Source organism: Hymenobacter tenuis, from assembly GCF_054780495.1.
The window spans coordinates 53,087-69,605 of record NZ_BAAGWF010000008.1; the positions used below are offsets into that span (position 1 = coordinate 53,087).

Annotated in this window: 14 protein-coding genes; 13 read left to right on the plus strand and 1 reads right to left on the minus strand. The window is 66.3% G+C overall.

The features are described from left to right. Positions 1 to 68: 68 nt before the first annotated feature. The 12 genes from ACYVGU_RS20305 to ACYVGU_RS20360 all read left to right on the plus strand — a co-directional run bounded on the left by ACYVGU_RS20305 (position 69) and on the right by ACYVGU_RS20360 (position 14,868). Positions 69 to 956 carry a transporter gene (locus ACYVGU_RS20305; protein WP_187317304.1) on the plus strand — a complete coding sequence of 296 codons (888 nt, stop codon included), beginning with the start codon at positions 69 to 71 and terminating at the stop codon, positions 954 to 956. A 27-nt stretch (positions 957 to 983) separates the two neighbouring features. Then, entirely contained in the window at positions 984 to 1,454 is a 471-nt protein-coding gene (locus ACYVGU_RS20310; protein ID WP_187317305.1) for a hypothetical protein, read from the plus strand. Between the two features lie 80 nt (positions 1,455 to 1,534). Next, positions 1,535 to 1,864, plus strand: a complete 330-nt coding sequence (locus ACYVGU_RS20315) for a DUF6660 family protein (RefSeq protein WP_187317306.1) — start codon at positions 1,535 to 1,537, stop codon at positions 1,862 to 1,864. Positions 1,865 to 2,059: 195 nt separating this feature from the next. Continuing rightward, positions 2,060 to 6,463 (plus strand): CusA/CzcA family heavy metal efflux RND transporter, encoded by a 4,404-nt coding sequence (locus ACYVGU_RS20320; RefSeq protein WP_187317307.1) that lies wholly within the window; start codon positions 2,060 to 2,062, stop codon positions 6,461 to 6,463. A 34-nt stretch (positions 6,464 to 6,497) separates the two neighbouring features. Beyond that, entirely contained in the window at positions 6,498 to 7,676 is a 1,179-nt protein-coding gene (locus ACYVGU_RS20325; RefSeq protein WP_187317308.1) for an efflux RND transporter periplasmic adaptor subunit, read from the plus strand. Between the two features lie 43 nt (positions 7,677 to 7,719). Then, positions 7,720 to 8,049 carry a YnfA family protein gene (locus ACYVGU_RS20330; protein WP_187317309.1) on the plus strand — a complete coding sequence of 110 codons (330 nt, stop codon included), beginning with the start codon at positions 7,720 to 7,722 and terminating at the stop codon, positions 8,047 to 8,049. A 5-nt stretch (positions 8,050 to 8,054) separates the two neighbouring features. After that, positions 8,055 to 8,669, plus strand: coding sequence for a hypothetical protein (locus ACYVGU_RS20335; protein WP_187317310.1), 615 nt, complete (start codon positions 8,055 to 8,057; stop codon positions 8,667 to 8,669). 48 nt (positions 8,670 to 8,717) lie between these two features. Then, positions 8,718 to 10,979 carry a heavy metal translocating P-type ATPase gene (locus ACYVGU_RS20340; protein WP_187317311.1) on the plus strand — a complete coding sequence of 754 codons (2,262 nt, stop codon included), beginning with the start codon at positions 8,718 to 8,720 and terminating at the stop codon, positions 10,977 to 10,979. Continuing rightward, positions 10,976 to 11,872 carry a cation diffusion facilitator family transporter gene (locus ACYVGU_RS20345; protein WP_187317312.1) on the plus strand — a complete coding sequence of 299 codons (897 nt, stop codon included), beginning with the start codon at positions 10,976 to 10,978 and terminating at the stop codon, positions 11,870 to 11,872. Before ACYVGU_RS20340 ends, ACYVGU_RS20345 begins: the two co-directional genes overlap by 4 nt. A 46-nt stretch (positions 11,873 to 11,918) precedes the next feature. Next, a complete protein-coding gene (lpdA, locus tag ACYVGU_RS20350) occupies positions 11,919 to 13,340 on the plus strand; it encodes a dihydrolipoyl dehydrogenase (RefSeq protein ID WP_187317313.1) in 1,422 nt (473 codons plus the stop codon). A 12-nt stretch (positions 13,341 to 13,352) separates the two neighbouring features. Beyond that, positions 13,353 to 14,081: a DUF305 domain-containing protein gene (locus ACYVGU_RS20355; protein ID WP_227610237.1), complete on the plus strand. Its 729-nt coding sequence runs from the start codon at positions 13,353 to 13,355 to the stop codon at positions 14,079 to 14,081. Between the two features lie 58 nt (positions 14,082 to 14,139). Then, complete coding sequence (locus ACYVGU_RS20360) at positions 14,140 to 14,868, plus strand: DUF305 domain-containing protein (RefSeq protein WP_460623588.1); 729 nt, start codon at positions 14,140 to 14,142, stop codon at positions 14,866 to 14,868. A gap of 190 nt (positions 14,869 to 15,058) precedes the next feature. Here ACYVGU_RS20360 and ACYVGU_RS20365 read toward each other — a convergent pair whose 3' ends face one another. Beyond that, positions 15,059 to 15,505, minus strand: coding sequence for a hypothetical protein (locus ACYVGU_RS20365; RefSeq protein WP_460623589.1), 447 nt, complete (start codon positions 15,503 to 15,505; stop codon positions 15,059 to 15,061). A gap of 146 nt (positions 15,506 to 15,651) precedes the next feature. On the opposite strand from ACYVGU_RS20365, the gene ACYVGU_RS20370 reads away from it, so the two are divergent. Beyond that, entirely contained in the window at positions 15,652 to 16,503 is an 852-nt protein-coding gene (locus ACYVGU_RS20370; protein ID WP_227610240.1) for a murein L,D-transpeptidase catalytic domain family protein, read from the plus strand. The last annotated feature ends 16 nt before the right edge of the window (positions 16,504 to 16,519 follow it).

Here is a 16,519-nt window from a genome sequence, read left to right on the forward strand (position 1 = left end):
TACTGGTTGGTTTCGCCGGGGCCCTGGTCCCGGGACGCCCTCTCCTTGCCTTTTAGCTCCGGTGTTCTATGCGTGCATTTCGACTTCTCTCCCTGGGCCTGCTGCTGACCGGTGGCCTGTCCGCGCTGGCGCAAGCCCCCACCGGGCTGCCCGCCCCGGACCCCGCCGGCGTGGACACGCTGCGGGCCCGCAAACGGGTTTACACCTTGTTCAAGCCCGTGCCCGGGGCCCTGATGCGGCCGCTGAGCACCGACCGGCCCGACGCCACGGAAAGCGCCTACTCGGTGGACGCGGGCCACTTCCAGCTGGAAACCGACGTGCTGCGCCTGGGCCGCTCCCGCTTAGCGGGGCAGGCGGTTGCGCAACAGGAGCTGGGGTTCAACCACGCCAACCTGAAAATGGGGCTCACCCACAACGTGGACCTGCAGGTAGTGGTCGAGTCCTACACCGTGCAGACGGAGGGCGAGGGCGACACGGGCACCCGGCGGGCGGGCTTCGGCGACGTGACCGTGCGGCTCAAGCGCAACCTGTGGGGCAACGACGGGGGCCCCACGGCCTTTGCCCTGATGCCCTTCGTGAAGCTGCCCACGGGCCGCAGCTGCGGCAACGGCGCCTGGGAGGGCGGCATCGTTACGCCGTTCTCGGTGCAGCTGCCCCACGATTTTACCCTGGGCACGCAGTTTCAGGCCACTTTCAACCGCGACAGCGAAGCCCGGGAGCACTTCCTGGAGCTGGCGCCCACGCTAACGGTGGGCCACGATTTGTACAAGACCCTGGGGGGCTTCGTGGAAATTGCCACCGCCTGGGACACCCGGGGCCGCGCTTGGAGCGCCACGCTCAACGGCGGGCCCGTGCTGCGCCTGGGCGAGAACCTGCAGCTGGACACGGGCATCAACCTGGCCCTGACCAAAGACACGCCCACCACGTACTTTCTCGGATGTAGCTTCCGGCGCTAGCAGTTCATGCCTCTTGCCGGCCCGGCCATGGAAATCTATCACGCCCGCATCACCGACGCCCAGCGCATCCTGACGGCCCTGGACCTGCCCGCGCCGCTGCGCAGCAAGCTGGCCGGGCTGACCCTGCTGGCCCTGGCCGGGGTAGGCCCGGACACGCCGTGGACCGCAGCCAGCGACGAACGCAAGGGCATGGCCCGCGGCATTCGCGACTTCATGCGCACGGCATACGGCTGGCGCGAAGCATCCACCGAGCACTCGTTCCTGCTCATGCGCGAACAGGTGCTGCGGCCGCTGGTGGCCACGGGCCTGGTGTTGCGCAACCCCGACAACCCCACGCTGGCCTGCACCAGTCCCCGGCTGCACTTTGCCCTGACCCCGGCGCTGGTCCCGCTGCTGCGGGCTTTCGGTACTCCGCACTGGGAGAATGCCCTGGTTGTCTTTCAGCAAACGGGGAGTGCGGGCCTGGAGCTTCACCCGAAGGTTAGCCAATCCAACTAATGGGCTGGAGAGGGAACCTTCGCCGGCGATTAGCGGTAAAAGCAGCTCCGGCCCCCGGGAATTGTTACCTTCGCCGCATCATGCGCCTGCTCAGCCTGTTTTTTGCCTGCTACTTCGCGTTGCTCTCCTGCATGACTTGCACGGACGAGGTGACCGTGTGCCAGGACCAGGCCCAATCGACGGTGGCCGCGGCCACGCATTCGGACTGCAGCACGGACGCGCTGGGCGACTGGTGCTCGCCGCTCTGCCAGTGCCACTGCTGCGGCGGGGTAGTGGTAACGCTAACCAGTGGCGCCCTGGCCATGTACCCCCAGGTGACCGAGTGGGGCAGCAGCCCCCAACACGGCCGGCTGATTGTGGGCGTTCCGACCCGGGACTTCGGGGCCGTGTGGCAGCCGCCCCAGGCCTAACCCTTTCCTCTTTTTCCTGCTGACCACCCTCTCCGGGCGGCCAACTCCCGAGCGGAGTTGACCCGTCGGAGCTTGTCAACGCGTGGCGTTGGCTCCCGGGTGCGTTCCATCCCCGCCGTTCCCGCTTTAGCAGCCGGAACCGCCGGGTCGCAGGGTCTTTTTCGAAAGTGTTAGACCTAACCCCCACAGCAACGGATGTTTGACCGGCTGATTCATTTTTCCATTCACAACAAGCTCATTATCGGAATCCTGACCCTGGCCCTGGTGGCCTGGGGCGGCTATTCCCTGAGCCGGCTGCCGATTGACGCGGTACCCGACATCACCACCAACCAGATTGTCGTCTACACGGTGGCTCCCTCGCTAGCGGCCAGTGACATCGAGCGCCTCGTGTCGTTCCCCGTCGAGCAGAGCCTGGCCACCATCCCCAACCGCGAGGAAGTGCGCTCCTTCTCCCGCTTCGGCCTCTCGGTCGTGACCATCGTCTTCGAGGACGGCGTGGACATCTACTGGGCCCGCCAGCAGGTGGCCGAGCGCCTGCGCGAAGCCGAGAGTCAAATACCAGAGAGCATCGGCCGGCCGGAAATGGCCCCGGTCAGCACCGGCCTGGGCGAGGTGTACCAGTACCTGGTGCGCGCCAAGCCCGGCTTCGAGAAGAAGTACGACGCCCGCGAGCTGCGCACCATTCAGGACTGGATCGTGCGGCGCCAGCTGCTAGGCACGCCCGGCGTGGCCGACGTGGCCAGCTTCGGCGGCCAGCTCAAGCAGTTCGAAATCCGGCTCGACCCCACCCGCCTGCGCTCGCTGGGCGTCACCACCGAGCAGGTGTACCAGGCCGTGTCGCGCAACAACCAGAACGCCGGCGGCGCCTACCTCGACCAGAAGCCCACCGCCTATTTCATTCGCACCGAGGGCCTGGCCGAAAACGCCGCTGACCTGGGCAACATCGTTGTGCGCAATACTGAAGGCGGCCTGCCCGTGCTCGTGCGCGACGTGGCCGACGTGCGCCTGGGCTCGGCCGTGCGCTACGGCGCCATGACTCGTAACGGAGAGGGCGAAGTGACCGGCGGCATCGTGCTCATGCTCAAGGGGGCCAACGCCAACGACGTCATCAAGGATGTGAAAACCCGCATGCTGACGGTGGAGAAGTCCCTGCCCGAGGGCGTGGCCATCGACGTGTACCTGGACCGCTCCGAGCTGGTGGGCCGCGCCATTGGCACGGTGAAAACCAACCTGATTGAGGGCGCCCTGATTGTGCTCTTCGTGCTCATCCTGTTTCTGGGCAACTGGCGCGCCGGCCTGGTCGTGGCCTCGGTCATTCCGCTGGCCATGCTCTTTGCCATCGCCATGATGCGCCTGTTCGGCGTGTCGGGCAACCTGCTCTCGCTCGGGGCCATCGACTTCGGCCTGGTAGTGGACGGCGCCGTCATCATCGTCGAAGCCATCGTGCACCGCCTGCACGGCGGGCAGCTGCGGGTGCCGGGCAACCGTCTTAGCACCGACCAGATGAACGAGGAAACCTACCACGCGGCCAGCAAAATCCGCTCCTCGGCGGCGTTTGGCGAAATCATCATCCTCATCGTGTACCTGCCCCTGCTAGCGTTGGTCGGCATCGAGGGCAAGATGTTCCGGCCCATGGCCCAGACCGTGGCCTTTGCCATCATCGGCGCGTTTATCCTGAGCCTGACCTACGTGCCCATGATGTCGGCGCTGGCCCTGAGCCGCTCGACGGAAGTGAAGCCCAACTTTTCCGACCGCATGATGCGCTGGCTCGAAGCCCGCTACCGCCCGCTGCTGGAATGGGCATTGAGGCGTAAAGCCGTAGTGCTCACCTCCGCGGTGGCGCTGTTCGTGGGCTCCATCCTGTTGTTCCGCACCCTGGGCGGGGAGTTCATCCCGCAGCTCTCGGAAGGCGACTTTGCCATTGAGCTGCGCACCCTCACCGGGTCCTCGCTGAGCTACACCGTGGACCGGAGCCTGCAGGCCGGGGCCATCCTGCAGAAGCAGTTTCCCGAAGTCAAGGAGGTCGTGGCCAAAATCGGCGCGGCCGAGATTCCCACCGACCCCATGCCCGTGGAGGCGGCCGACGTGATGGTGATTCTGGAAAAAGACCAGGACAAGTGGACCTCCGCCAAAACCCAGGAGGAGCTGGCCGGCAAGATGGCCGAGGCGTTGAGCGTGATTCCCGGCGTAACCTTCGGTTTCCAGCAGCCCATTCAGATGCGCTTCAACGAGCTTATCAGCGGCGCCAAGCAGGACGTGGTGCTGAAGATTTACGGCGAGGACCTGCAGCAGCTGGCCTCCTACGCCGAGCGGGCCGCCCGCCTGGTACGCCAGGTCGAAGGGGCTGAGGACGTATACGTGGAGCAGGTCACCGGCTTGCCCCAAATCGTGGTCAAGCTCGACCGCAACCGCCTGGCTCGCTTCGGCCTCAACGCCGAAGACGTGAACCGCACGGTGCAAACCGCCTTTGCAGGCCAGACCGCCGGCCAGCTCTTCGAGCAGGAGCGCCGCTTCGACGTGGTGCTGCGCCTGGCCCCCGAACTGCGCCAGAATATCGGCAACGTGCGTCAGCTGCTGGTGGCCACCCCCGGCGGCGAGCAGATTCCGCTGGAGCAGGTAGCCGCGGTGGACTTGTTGGAAGGCCCCAACCAGATTCAGCGGGATGACGCCAAGCGCCGCATCACCGTGGCCTTCAACGTGCGGGGCCGCGACGTGGAAAGCGTGGTGACCGAGCTGCAGGGCAAAGTGGACCAGCAACTGCAGCTCGCGCCAGGGTACTACACCACCTACGGCGGCCAGTTCGAAAACCTGCGCAAGGCCTCCGAGCGGCTCAGCATCGCTGTGCCGGTAGCCTTGCTGCTGATTTTCGTGCTCTTGTTCTTCACGTTCAAATCGTTCAAGCAGTCCATCCTCATTTTCACGGCCATTCCGCTCTCGGCCATCGGCGGGGTGCTGGCGCTCTGGCTGCGGGGCATGCCCTTCAGCATCTCGGCCGGCGTGGGCTTCATTGCGCTGTTCGGCGTGGCCGTGCTCAACGGCATCGTGCTCATCGGCTACTTCAACCAGCTCAAAGAGGAAGGGCGCACCGACGTGTTTGCCCGCATTCTGGAAGGCACCCAGGTGCGCCTGCGGCCGGTGCTGATGACGGCCACCGTGGCCTCGCTGGGCTTTTTGCCCATGGCCTTGTCACAGTCGGCGGGGGCCGAAGTGCAACGGCCACTGGCCACCGTCGTCATCGGCGGGCTGGTCACGGCCACGCTGCTGACCCTGCTGGTCTTACCGGTGCTCTACGCCCTGTCCGAGCGCAACAGCAAAGCCAAGGAAGAAGAGCAGCCGCAGCGCACGCCGGCCGTGCCGGTGTCGCTGGTGTTGCTCGTGCTGGGTGGATTGCTGGCCGCCGCGCCCGCCCGGGCGCAGGGTCCACTGACCTCCACCCAGGCCGTGGGTCAAGCCTTGCAGGCCAACGGCACGGTGCAGGGAGCCCAGCGCGCCCTGGAAGCCCAGCAGGCCTTACGCCGTACGGCCTTCGACGTGGGCCGCACCACCATCCTGGGTACCTATGGCCAGGTGAACTCCCCGCTCTCCGACAACGTGCTGAGCATCGGCCAGTCGCTGGCCCTGCCCGGCTACTACCGGGCCCAGGCTGGTTTGAGCCAGGCCCAGATTGGGGGCCGGGAGCAGCAACTGGCCCAGGTGCAGGCTGAACTGCGCCGGCAGGTGCGCCTGAGCTACGAGCGGGCCGTGCACGCCCGGCACCGCCTGCGCACCCTGCGCGGGCAGGACAGCATCTATACCGAGTTTCTGCGCGCGGCCCAGCTGCGCTTCAAAACCGGAGAGGTGGCCCGCCTGGAGCCCGCCAACGCCCTGATTCAACAAGGCGAGACGCAGAACCTATTGGCCCAGGCCCGGGCCGACTACGCCGTGGCCCAGCGCCAGCTGCAGGCCCTACTGCAAACCAACGGGCCCGTCGCCATTGCCGACAGCGTTCTGCGCTTGCTGCCCGCCCCCGGGGGAACCGTGGATACGGCAACGTTAGCAGCCACCCCGCAGGCGCGGGTGCTGCAGCAGCAGATTGCCGAGCGCCGCGCCGAAACCCGGGTGGAGCAAGCCCAAGGGCTGCCCCAGGTGACGGTGGGCTACACCAACCAGTCGCTGCGGGGCACCTACGAGGTGGACGGGCGCGCGCAGACCTACGGCACCGGCGACCGGTTCCAGAGCGTGCAGGCCGGCGTGGCCATCCCACTGCTGCGCGGCCCTCAGAAAGCCCGCGTGCAGGCCGCCAAGCTGCAGGAGCAAGTCGCCACCACCGCTTATCAGCGCTACCAGGCCGAAGCCGCCGCCCAGCTCGATGAGCTGCGCCTGCGCCTGGCGGAGCAGCAGCGCCGGGTGCAGTTCTACGAGCAGACCGGCCTGCCCCAGGCCGCCGTCATCGTGCGCCTGAGCCAGCGGGCCTACAAGGCCGGCGAGACCACTTACTCCGAGCTGCTGCTCAACCTGGAGCGTGCCCTGAGCGTGCGCACGGCCTACCTCGACGCCCTGCTCCAGCACAACCAAACCGCCATCGACCTGGACTACCTGCTCGGCACTGCCGCCCAGTAAAGTCTCATCCACTCTTTGACTTGACCCGATTTCCATGAATAAGATTGCATCCCTACTCCTGCTGCTCAGCCTAACCCTGGCCGGCTGCGGTGCTGACAAGAAAGAAACCGCGGAGGCCGAACCCGCTGCCAAAGGCCAGGAATCCGGTGAAGCCGGTGAAGCCGAAGAAGCTTCCGATATGGTGACCCTCTCCGCGGCCGAACAGCAGGCCGCGGGCCTGAAAACCGCCCGCCTGACCGATCGGCCCATGGGCGCAGGGCTGGCCGTGACCGGCACCCTGGACGTGCCCCCAGAAAGCACCGTCAACATCACGGCCCCACTGGGCGGCTTCGTGGAGAATACGGAGCTGCTGCAGGGGGCCCGCGTGCGCAAGGGCGAGGTGCTGGCCACCATCCGCAACCCCGAGTTCGTGACCCTGCAGCAAGACTACCTCGAAACCCGCGCCCGCCTCGACTACGCCCGCACCGAGCTGGCCCGCCAAAAAGAACTCTACGAGCAGGAAGTAGCCCCCCAGAAAAACTACCAGCGCGCCCAGGCCGATTATCGGGCCCTGCAGGTGCAAACCAACGCCCAGGCGGCCCGGCTGCGGTTGGCCGGCCTACCCGTGGGTGGGCGCATCGTCACCACGGCCAGCCTCCGTGCCCCGCGGGCGGGCTTCGTGCGCACGGTCAACGTCACGGTGGGGCAGGCCGTGACGGCCACCGATGCCCTGTTTGAAATCGTGGACCCTGAGCACCTGCACGTGGAGCTTACCGTCTTCGAGCGCGACGTGGCCCGGGTGCAGAAGAACCAACTCATTCGCTTTACGCTGGCCAGCGACTCCGCCGGCTCGCGCCGCGAGCGCACGGCCCGCGTCTACCTGGTCGGTAAGGCCATTGGCGAGGACCGCACGGTGCGCGTGCACGGCCATTTGGACCAGGAAAACGACCCCGCCCTGCTGCCCGGCCTCTACGTGCGGGCCCTGATTGAAACCGGCCGCACCCAGGCCCCGACCTTGCCCGACGCGGCCCTGGTCCGCTTCGAGGGCAAGAACTACGCCTTTGCCGTGGAAGCCGCCGGCCGCTACCGCCTGGTGCCGGTAACCCTGGGCCGCAGCGAGGACAACTTCACCGAAGTCACCCTGCCCGAAGGAGTGGCGGCCACGACCACCTTCGTCACGGACGGCGCCTACTCGCTGCTGGCCAAGATGAAAAACGCCGAAGAGGAAGAATAGCCGCGCGGCCGGCAAACGCGTTCAATCCACCTTATCCCAACCGATGAGCTACCTGCAGCCCCTGTTCCTGTTTTTTCTCGCCGGCCTCTGCGAAATCGGGGGCGGCTACCTGATGTGGCAGTGGCTCAAAGCGGACCGTCCGGCCTGGGTAGGATTGCTGGGGGCCGGGCTGCTCGTCGCGTACGGCTGGGTGGCCACGTGGCAATCCACTTCTTTCGGCAAGACCTACGCCGTGTACGGCGGCGTGTTCGTCGTCATGTCAATTGCCTGGGCCTGGTACTTCGACGGCTTCCGGCCCGACCGGTTCGATGTGTTGGGCGGGACGGTTATCATGCTCGGCCTGGCCGTTATCCTGTTCTGGCCCCGTTCGTAACTCGTATGTTGGAACTCCTCACCGGTGCTTTGGTGCTCAGCTTGCTGCACGCCGCCATTCCCAACCACTGGGCGCCCGTGCTGGCCGTGGCGCGCGCCGAGGGCTGGCCCCTGCGGCGGGCGGTGGGGGTGACGATGGTGGCCGGGCTGGCCCACGTGCTCAGCACCGTGGGCATCGGGCTGGCCCTGGGGCTGCTCGGCTGGCGCCTTTCGGCCCGCTTCGAGCAGTTTGCCGGTTGGGTGGCGCCGCTGCTGCTCATCGTTATTGGCGTGCTGTACGCCTTTTCCGGGCCCGGCCACACCCACCCCGACCCGCGGCCGGTGCGCCAGCGCACGCCGCGCCGGCGGGTGGTGCTGGGGCTGGCCGCCACCATGTTCCTGGCCCCCTGCCTGGAAATCCAGACCTTCTTTCTGGCCGCCGGCACCCACGGCCCGGCCGCGCTGGCCCTGCTCATGAGCGTGTACCTGCTGGCCTCCGTGTCGGCCATGTGCGCGCTGGTAGCGCTGGCCCACCGCGGCCTGGGCCGCCTCAACGTGGACGGGCTCGCCCAACACGAGCGGCGCCTGACCGGCGCGGTGCTCGTGCTGGTGGGCGTGGCCGGCTTTTTCGTGGACTGGTAGCCCCGGGCTGCCCGCCGCCTTACTCTTACCCCTGACATTCTTATTCCCATGCCTGACCCAACCTCCCCCAACACCGACGAAGAGCTCAACACCGCCAAGCAGGCGAAGCTCGAAAACGTGGGCGCCCTGAGCCGCGACCAGCTCACGCCCGAAGCCGCCGCCGCGCCCGAAGGCCACGACGTGCCCGGCCACGACCACAGCGACCACGAAGGCCACGACCACCCCGCCGGCAAAAAGGTCGTGGACCTGGCCGGCCAGGCTGCCGACGAGCACGCCGGCCACGACCACGCCAGCGGCGACGACCACGACCACGGCCCGGTGGGTGCCAACCCCTACCTGTGGCCCGGCGTGGCCCTGGCCCTGCTGCTGGGCGGCCTGGCCCTGGACTACTACGACGTAACCTGGTTTACTAAATACGTGCGCCTGGCCTGGTACGGGGTGGCCTTTCTGCTTGTGGGCTGGAAGGTGATGAAAGCCGCCGTGCTCAGCATCCCCTCGGGCAACGTGTTCAACGAGTTTCTGCTCATGAGCATCGCCACGCTCGGGGCCTTTGCCATCGGGGAGTACCCGGAGGGCGTGGCCGTGATGCTGTTTTACACCGTGGGCGAGCTGTTTCAGGACGCGGCCGTGAACCGCGCCAAGCGCAGCATCCGGGCCCTGCTCGAAATCCAGGCCACCGAAGTCACCGTCATCCGCAACGGGCAGCCGCTGGTGCTCGACCCCAAGGAGGTAGTAGTCGGCGACACCATCGAGGTGAAGCCGGGCGAAAAAGTGGCCCTGGACGGCACGCTGACCAAGGGCCCGGCTTCTTTCAACACCGCCGCCCTGACCGGGGAGTCCGTGCCCCAGACCAAGCAGGCCGGCGAGGCCGTGCTGGCCGGCATGGTCAACCTGGAGAGCCTGATTCAGGTGGCCGTGACGGCCGGCTATAAGGACACCAAGCTGGCCCGCATTTTGGCCATGGTGCAGGACGCGGTGGGCCGCAAGGCCAAGACCCAGCAGTTCATTACCAAGTTCGCCAAGGTCTACACGCCCATCGTGGTGGCCCTGGCCGTGCTGCTGGTGCTGGTGCCCTACTTCGTGGTGGACGATTACGTGTTCCGCACCTGGCTCTACCGGGCCCTGGTGTTCCTGGTCATCTCCTGCCCCTGCGCGCTGGTCATCAGCATTCCGCTGGGCTACTTCGGCGGCATCGGCGCCGCGTCCAAAGCGGGCATTCTCTTCAAAGGCTCCAACTTCCTGGACGTGATGCGCGAGCTCGACACGGTAGTCATGGACAAGACCGGCACGCTCACCCAGGGTGTATTTGCCGTGCAGCAGGTGCAGCCCGCGCCGGGCCTGGAGTCCGCGCAGCTGCTGCGGCTGGTGGGCGCGCTGGAAACCAAATCCACCCACCCCATCGCCAAGGCCGTGGTGCTGCACGTGGGCGCGGCGGTGCAGGGCGTTTCGGTGGAGAACGTGGAAGAGATTTCCGGCCACGGCATGCGCGGTAAAGTGGACGGCAAAGACGTGCTGGCCGGCAACACCAAGCTGCTGACCAAATTCAGCGTGCCTTATCCTACTGAAGTTGACCAGATTCTGGACAGCATCGTGGTGGCGGCTGTGGATGGCAAGTACGCCGGCTACGTCACCGTGGCCGACTCACCCAAAGAGGACGCCGCCCGCACGGTTCAGGAGCTGCGCGCCGACGGCATCACCAAAATCGTGATGCTCTCCGGCGACAAGGACAGCATCACCCAGCGCGTGGCCAAGGAGCTGGGCATTGACGAGGCCCACGGCGGGCTGCTGCCCGAAGACAAGGCCCGCTACGTGCAGGAATACAAGGACGCGGGCCGCAAGCTGGCCTTCGTGGGCGATGGGGTGAACGATGCCCCCGTGGTAGCGCTGGCCGACGTGGGCATTGCCATGGGCGGCCTGGGCTCCGACGCCACCATCGAAACGGCCGACGTCGTCATTCAGACCGACCACCCCAGCAAGATTGCCACCGCCCGGCGCATTGCCCGCGCCACCCACTCGGTGGTGTGGCAGAACATCTGGCTGGCCTTTATCGTGAAGGGCATCGTGCTCATCCTCGGCGCCGGCGGCCTGGCCACCATGTGGGAAGCCGTGTTTGCCGACGTAGGCGTGGCCTTGCTGGCCATTCTCAACGCCGTGCGCATCCAGCGCATGGACTACGCCACGCCTGGCACGGGCGGTACGCCACCGGCTGCGCCTGCTGCCCCACTGGCCCAGAAAAACCTGTCGGTCGTTGAGTCCATGCCCCGCGAGCTGCGCGAAGGCCCGCACCATCATTCCGGTCCATCAGCATGAGCGGGGCCCACGGCATGAGCGGCAGTGCCGCTTCGCGCAACAAGCGCCAGCTGACCATCGTGTTTTTCCTAACGCTGGCCTACCTGGTGGCCGAAGTCATCGGCGGCTACCTCACTGGCAGCCTGGCCCTGCTGGCCGACGCCGGCCACATGCTCACCGACGTGGCCGGCGTGGGGCTGGCCCTGCTGGCCATCCGTTTCGCCGAAAAGCCGGCCACCCCGGAGAAAACCTACGGCTACTACCGCTTTGAAATCCTGGCGGCCCTCACCAACGCGGTGGTGCTCATCCTGATTTCGCTCTACATTCTCTACGAGGCCTATTTCCGCTTTCTGGACCCGCCCAAGGTCGAAAGCACCTCCATGCTCTGGATTGCCGGGGCGGGGTTAGTAATCAACCTGTACTGCATGTACCTGCTGCGCCAGGGCAAAGACGAGAGCCTGAACATGAAAGGCGCCTACTTCGAGGTACTCTCGGACATGCTCACCTCCATCGGCGTCATCGCGGCGGGCATCATCATGCTCACCACCGGCTGGTACTACGCCGACCCGCTGCTCTCGGCCCTTATCGGCCTGTTCATTCTGCCGCGCACCTGGACCCTGCTCAAGGAGGCCGTGGGCGTGCTGCTGGAAGGCACCCCGGCCGAGGTGAACCTGGAAGCCCTGCGCCAGGGCCTGCTGGCCGAGCCGGGCGTGGCGGCTGTGCACGACCTGCACGCCTGGTCGCTCACCTCGGGCGTCAACGCCCTCAGCGCCCACGTGGTGCTGGCCGAGGGTGCCACCCACGACGACGTGCTGGCCCGCGCCCACGCCTACGTGACCGGTAAGCACGCCGTGCAGCACGCTACCATTCAGGTGGAACGCGGCGACTTCGCCCAACACGAAACTCACCTGTAGAACACTACCACTGCTTTCCCACCCTTCACTCGCTCCAACTCCGCTCATGTCCGCAGCTTCCTACGACGTTCTCATCATCGGCTCCGGCCCCGGCGGCTACATCGCGGCCGTCCGTTGCGGCCAGCTAGGCCTGAAAACGGCCATTATCGAGAAGTACCCCACCCTGGGCGGCACCTGCCTCAACGTGGGATGCATCCCCAGCAAAGCCGTGCTCGAATCCACCGAGCTCTACCAGAAAGCCACCCACCAGTTTGCCGAGCACGGCATCGACGCCGACAACCTGCGCGCCGATTTACCTCGCCTGATGGCGCGCAAGGACCAGATAGTAAGCAAGGTGTGCGACGGCGTGGTGTACCTGATGAAGAAAAACAAGGTGGACGTCATTCAAGGCGTGGCCTCGTTTGTCGACGCTACCACCGTGCAGGTGGCGCCCAGCGACGGGGGCGGTGGGGAAGGGCAGCAGCTGACGGCCAAGAACATTATCATTGCCACCGGCTCCAAACCCAGCACCCTGCCCTTCATCACCCTGGACAAGGAGCGCATCATCACCAGCACCGAGGCGCTGGCGCTGCGTGAGCTGCCGAAGCACCTGATTATCGTGGGCGGCGGCGTTATTGGCCTGGAGCTCGGGTCGGTGTACGCCCGGCTGGGCAGCCAGGTGTCGGTGGTGGAATACACCGACGCCATCATCCCGACCATGGACCGCACCCTGGGCAAGGAGCTGCTGCGTTCCCTTAAAAAGCAGGGGCTGGCGTTTTACCTCTCCCACAAGGTCACGGCCGTGACGCGGGAAGGAGAGACGGTGAAGCTGACAGCTACCCCGGCGGCCGGCGGCGCCGACTTGCAGCTGGCAGGCGACTACTGCTTGGTGTCGGTGGGTCGCCGGCCCTACACCGACGGCCTGAACCTGGCCGCGGCCGGCGTGGAGCTGGACGAGAAGGGCCGCGTAAAAGTCAACGACGAGCTGCAAACCAACGTGCCCGGCATCTGGGCCCTAGGCGATGTGGTGCGCGGTGCCATGCTGGCCCACAAAGCCTCCGACGAGGGCGTGTTCGTGGCCGAGCGCATTGCCGGCCACCAGCCCCACGTCAACTACCTGCTCATTCCGGGGGTGGTCTACACCTGGCCCGAAGTAGCCGGCGTGGGCTACACCGAAGAGCAGCTCAAGGAAAGTGGCACCGCCTACAAGGTGGGCACCTTTCCCTACTCCGCCTCGGGGCGGGCTTTGGCCGGGGCCGATACGGAGGGGCTGGTGAAGGTGCTCACCGCCGCCGGCACCGACGAAATCCTGGGCGTGCACATGATAGGCGCCCGCATCGCCGACATTATTGCCGAAGCCGTAGCCGTGATGAGCTTCCGCGGGTCGGCCGAGGACGTGGGCATCATGTCGCACGCCCACCCCACCTACGCCGAAGCCTTCAAAGAAGCGAGCCTGAACGCGGCGGGCATCGGGGCCTTAAACATGTAACTCCCGCTTGCCATGCCTTCCAACCTGCTTGCCCCATTCCCCGGCACCCTGCTCCGCCGCTTCCAGTGCGACGGGGCGCGTTTGCTCGCGGCCCTGCTCGTGGCCCTGGCCGTGAGCGGCTGCAACTCCGAGCCCACCGACTCAGCGGCCCACGAAGCCGACATACACGACAAGCCCCGGCCTGCTCCGGTCCCGGTCGCGCCTCCGAATCTGGCCGACTCCCTGCAGCTCATGGTCCGCCAGTTGGATGCCGTGCGGCGCATCGGCTGCTGGGACGAAGACTTTGCCAGCCTGATGATTGTGCACCACGCCGGGGCCCAGCGCCTGGCGGCCGTGCAAATCTCGCGGGGCAAGGACTCTACCCTGCGGGCCATGGCCCAGCACGTGGTGAAAAGCCACGAAAAAGACACCCACGTGCTCGCCTTGGCTCTCAAACGCGAGCCGCCCGCCGGGCAGGAGTACCGGCCGGGCAACGCCAAAGACCCGTTCGTGCGCCGCATTGCGGCGGCCTTGGCCCCCCTGCGCCAGGTGCCGACTCTGCCCGGCAGCCCCGACGCCGACTTTGCCACTCTGATGGAGCTGCACCACCGCAGCGGCGTAGCCCTGGCCCAGGCGGAGCTGGCGTTTGGCCGCAACGCCGAGCTGCGTGATGCGGCCCGGCGCATCGTGCGCGACCAGCAGCAGGAAATCAAGCAATTTCAGCGCTGGCTGAAAAGCAACCCCGCCGGGGTGACCAACTAAACCCGGCCCAAACTGCCTTTCCCTCATTTCCAGCCTTTCCCCAGCTTATCTTCCGGCCATGTTTGCCCCCGCTTTGTCTGTTTTCAAACTCGCCGCGGTCCTGTCGCTCCTAGGACTGCTGCTGAGTGGCTGCGGCCGCAAAACCGACGAGACGCAGGACGCGCACATGGCGCAGGTGCCCTCCACCATGATGCAGGCCCTGCACACCATGGATGAGCACTCCCAAGCCCTGCCGCGCACCGACAACCTGGACGTGTACTTTGCCCGGCTCATGCGGGAAAACCACCAGGCTGCGGTGTCCATGTCGGCCCTGGAATTGCAGCACGGGCGGGACGCCACGCTGCGCGCCCTGGCCCGCGACATTCACCAAGCGCACCAGCGGCTGATTCCCGGCTTGGACTCGGCCATTGAGCGCATTCTCAGCCAGCCGCCCACCTACCCCGAACATACCTCCCAGTCCCACCAGCTGGCCGAACTGCTGGAAGCGGCCACCAAGGGCCTGCACCCGGCGGCGCACCGCTCCCTCGCCGACGACACCAGCCGGCCGGGGCTGCCGGTAAAAAGCGAGGGGCAGCGGCAGGACGCCGGTACGGGCGACATCGACCGTGACTACGCGACCTTGTTGATTCCGCACCACGAAAACTCCATTACCCTGGCCCGGGCCGAGTTGGAGCTGGGCCGCGACGAAGCGCTCAAAAAAACTGCCTACCTCATCCTGATTGACCAGCAGCGGGAGATAGACCAGGTTCGGGCGTGGCTCCAGCAGCATCCCGCCAAGGCCCGGTAAGCTTTTTTGCGGGAATAAACGAAAGGGAGCGGCCCGGTATGCAACGGAAGCCCGCCCCGCGCTGTTAGGCCGGCATGTGTGAACACCATAAGCCCGCCCTGAAGCTGCAACGCCTGGGCATCTACCTCTTCGTCGGCGTGCTGGTCCTGCTGGGCCAGTTTTACGGGCAATAGCCCGGGACCGGTGCGGGCTATCCGCGGGTCAGCACGATGAATTTTTGCTTCGGCAGCAGCCCTAGAAAGCGGGCCTTGACGCTTTTCCGAACCGTGCCGTTCGAGCTGACCACCAGCCGCGGCCACAGCCCCAGCCACTTGTTTTCCCAGCGGCTCGCCCAAGCGGGGCCAGCCGGCAGGGCCTGGGCATGCTCCTTTATCTGAGCATAGGCCGCCGGCACCAGGCGAGCCGTCACCTGGTAGAGCCGGAACGACGGCTTTTCAAACGTGGCCGTCAGCTGGCCATAAGGCCCCTGCATGATGTAGTACGTGCGGCCCAGCTGCTCGGGGACCAGGCGCGCCGCCGCAATAAAGGGTTGGAGGCGCCGGGCCACGACGGGTTGCGGCATTTCCTCGGCCAGCAGCAGTTCCACCAGCAAATCGAAGAGCTGGGTGGGCGTCTTTTCCAGGGGAAGCTTGCTCACACGGGCAGAGTTGGAGGTGGTCATGGGCCGCGATAAAACGGGACGCGTGTGGTAAAGAAACGCATCATTTCGACGCTTCCCACGCAAAACCTGGTGTGCTTTTTGGATTAGAGCTAACCGCTCTGTCTGCTTTCACTACCTCCAGCATGAAAATCAACTTCAATCGTCATCGTTGGCGGCAACGGTCCGGCTGGGTCGGGCTGACCCTGCCCGCTTTAACTGGCCTGCTGCTGACGACGTCCTGCTCGGCCCCCATCACCCCGTCGGTGGCGGGGCCCGGTCAGGCCACGGCGCCCCTGCGGGTGAGTGCGCCCGTTGCCGCTCCCGCGGCAGATTCGGTTTCATCCCCGGGCCACGTAGCTGCATTTGATACGCTGGTTCGCCGGCGCTACAAAGCCCTGGGCGCGCAGCAGCAAGGCTTGCGGTTTGCCGTGTTTGAGCAGGCCCTGACCGGCTACCTCAACCTGCGCCAACAAGGCAAGGCCCCGGCCGCGTCAGAGCGCCTGGCGGTGATTGATTTTGACCTGCCCTCCACCGAAAAGCGGCTTTGGGTGCTGGATTTGGCTGCCAACAAGGTGCTGTTTCGCACGCTGGTGGCCCACGGCAACAAAACCGGCCAGCGGGAAGCCACCCAGTTCTCCAACACCCCGGACAGCCACATGAGCAGCCTGGGCTTTTACGTCACGGGCAGCACCTACGTGGGCAAGCACGGCCGCTCGCTGCGGCTCCAGGGCCTGGACGAGGGTTTCAACTCCAACGCCGCCGCCCGCGCCATCGTGGTGCACGGGGCCGAGTACGTCAGCGAGGCGGTCATCAAGCAAACCGGGCGGCTAGGGCGCAGCCAGGGCTGCCCGGCCCTGCCCCTGGACCAGTACCTGCCCATCATCGACAGCCTGCAAGGCGGCGCGGCCCTGTTCATCAACAAGTCGGATGCGGGCTATGCCTCTCCGTACCTGGACGAACAGGCGGCCAGTGCGGCATTGGGCGGCGTGTCGTAGGGAGTCACCCCTCGCA

Excerpts from the sequence above, each read along its gene's own strand:
- ACYVGU_RS20305 (WP_187317304.1), top strand. The coding sequence starts at position 69 with ATGCGTGCATTTCGACTTCTCTCCCTGGGCCTGCTGCTGACCGGTGGC.
- ACYVGU_RS20310 (WP_187317305.1), top strand. The coding sequence starts at position 984 with ATGGAAATCTATCACGCCCGCATCACCGACGCCCAGCGCATCCTGACG.
- ACYVGU_RS20315 (WP_187317306.1), top strand. The coding sequence starts at position 1,535 with ATGCGCCTGCTCAGCCTGTTTTTTGCCTGCTACTTCGCGTTGCTCTCC.
- ACYVGU_RS20320 (WP_187317307.1), top strand. The coding sequence starts at position 2,060 with ATGTTTGACCGGCTGATTCATTTTTCCATTCACAACAAGCTCATTATC.
- ACYVGU_RS20325 (WP_187317308.1), top strand. The coding sequence starts at position 6,498 with ATGAATAAGATTGCATCCCTACTCCTGCTGCTCAGCCTAACCCTGGCC.
- ACYVGU_RS20330 (WP_187317309.1), top strand. The coding sequence starts at position 7,720 with ATGAGCTACCTGCAGCCCCTGTTCCTGTTTTTTCTCGCCGGCCTCTGC.
- ACYVGU_RS20335 (WP_187317310.1), top strand. The coding sequence starts at position 8,055 with ATGTTGGAACTCCTCACCGGTGCTTTGGTGCTCAGCTTGCTGCACGCC.
- ACYVGU_RS20340 (WP_187317311.1), top strand. The coding sequence starts at position 8,718 with ATGCCTGACCCAACCTCCCCCAACACCGACGAAGAGCTCAACACCGCC.
- ACYVGU_RS20345 (WP_187317312.1), top strand. The coding sequence starts at position 10,976 with ATGAGCGGGGCCCACGGCATGAGCGGCAGTGCCGCTTCGCGCAACAAG.
- lpdA (WP_187317313.1), top strand. The coding sequence starts at position 11,919 with ATGTCCGCAGCTTCCTACGACGTTCTCATCATCGGCTCCGGCCCCGGC.
- ACYVGU_RS20355 (WP_227610237.1), top strand. The coding sequence starts at position 13,353 with ATGCCTTCCAACCTGCTTGCCCCATTCCCCGGCACCCTGCTCCGCCGC.
- ACYVGU_RS20360 (WP_460623588.1), top strand. The coding sequence starts at position 14,140 with ATGTTTGCCCCCGCTTTGTCTGTTTTCAAACTCGCCGCGGTCCTGTCG.
- ACYVGU_RS20370 (WP_227610240.1), top strand. The coding sequence starts at position 15,652 with ATGAAAATCAACTTCAATCGTCATCGTTGGCGGCAACGGTCCGGCTGG.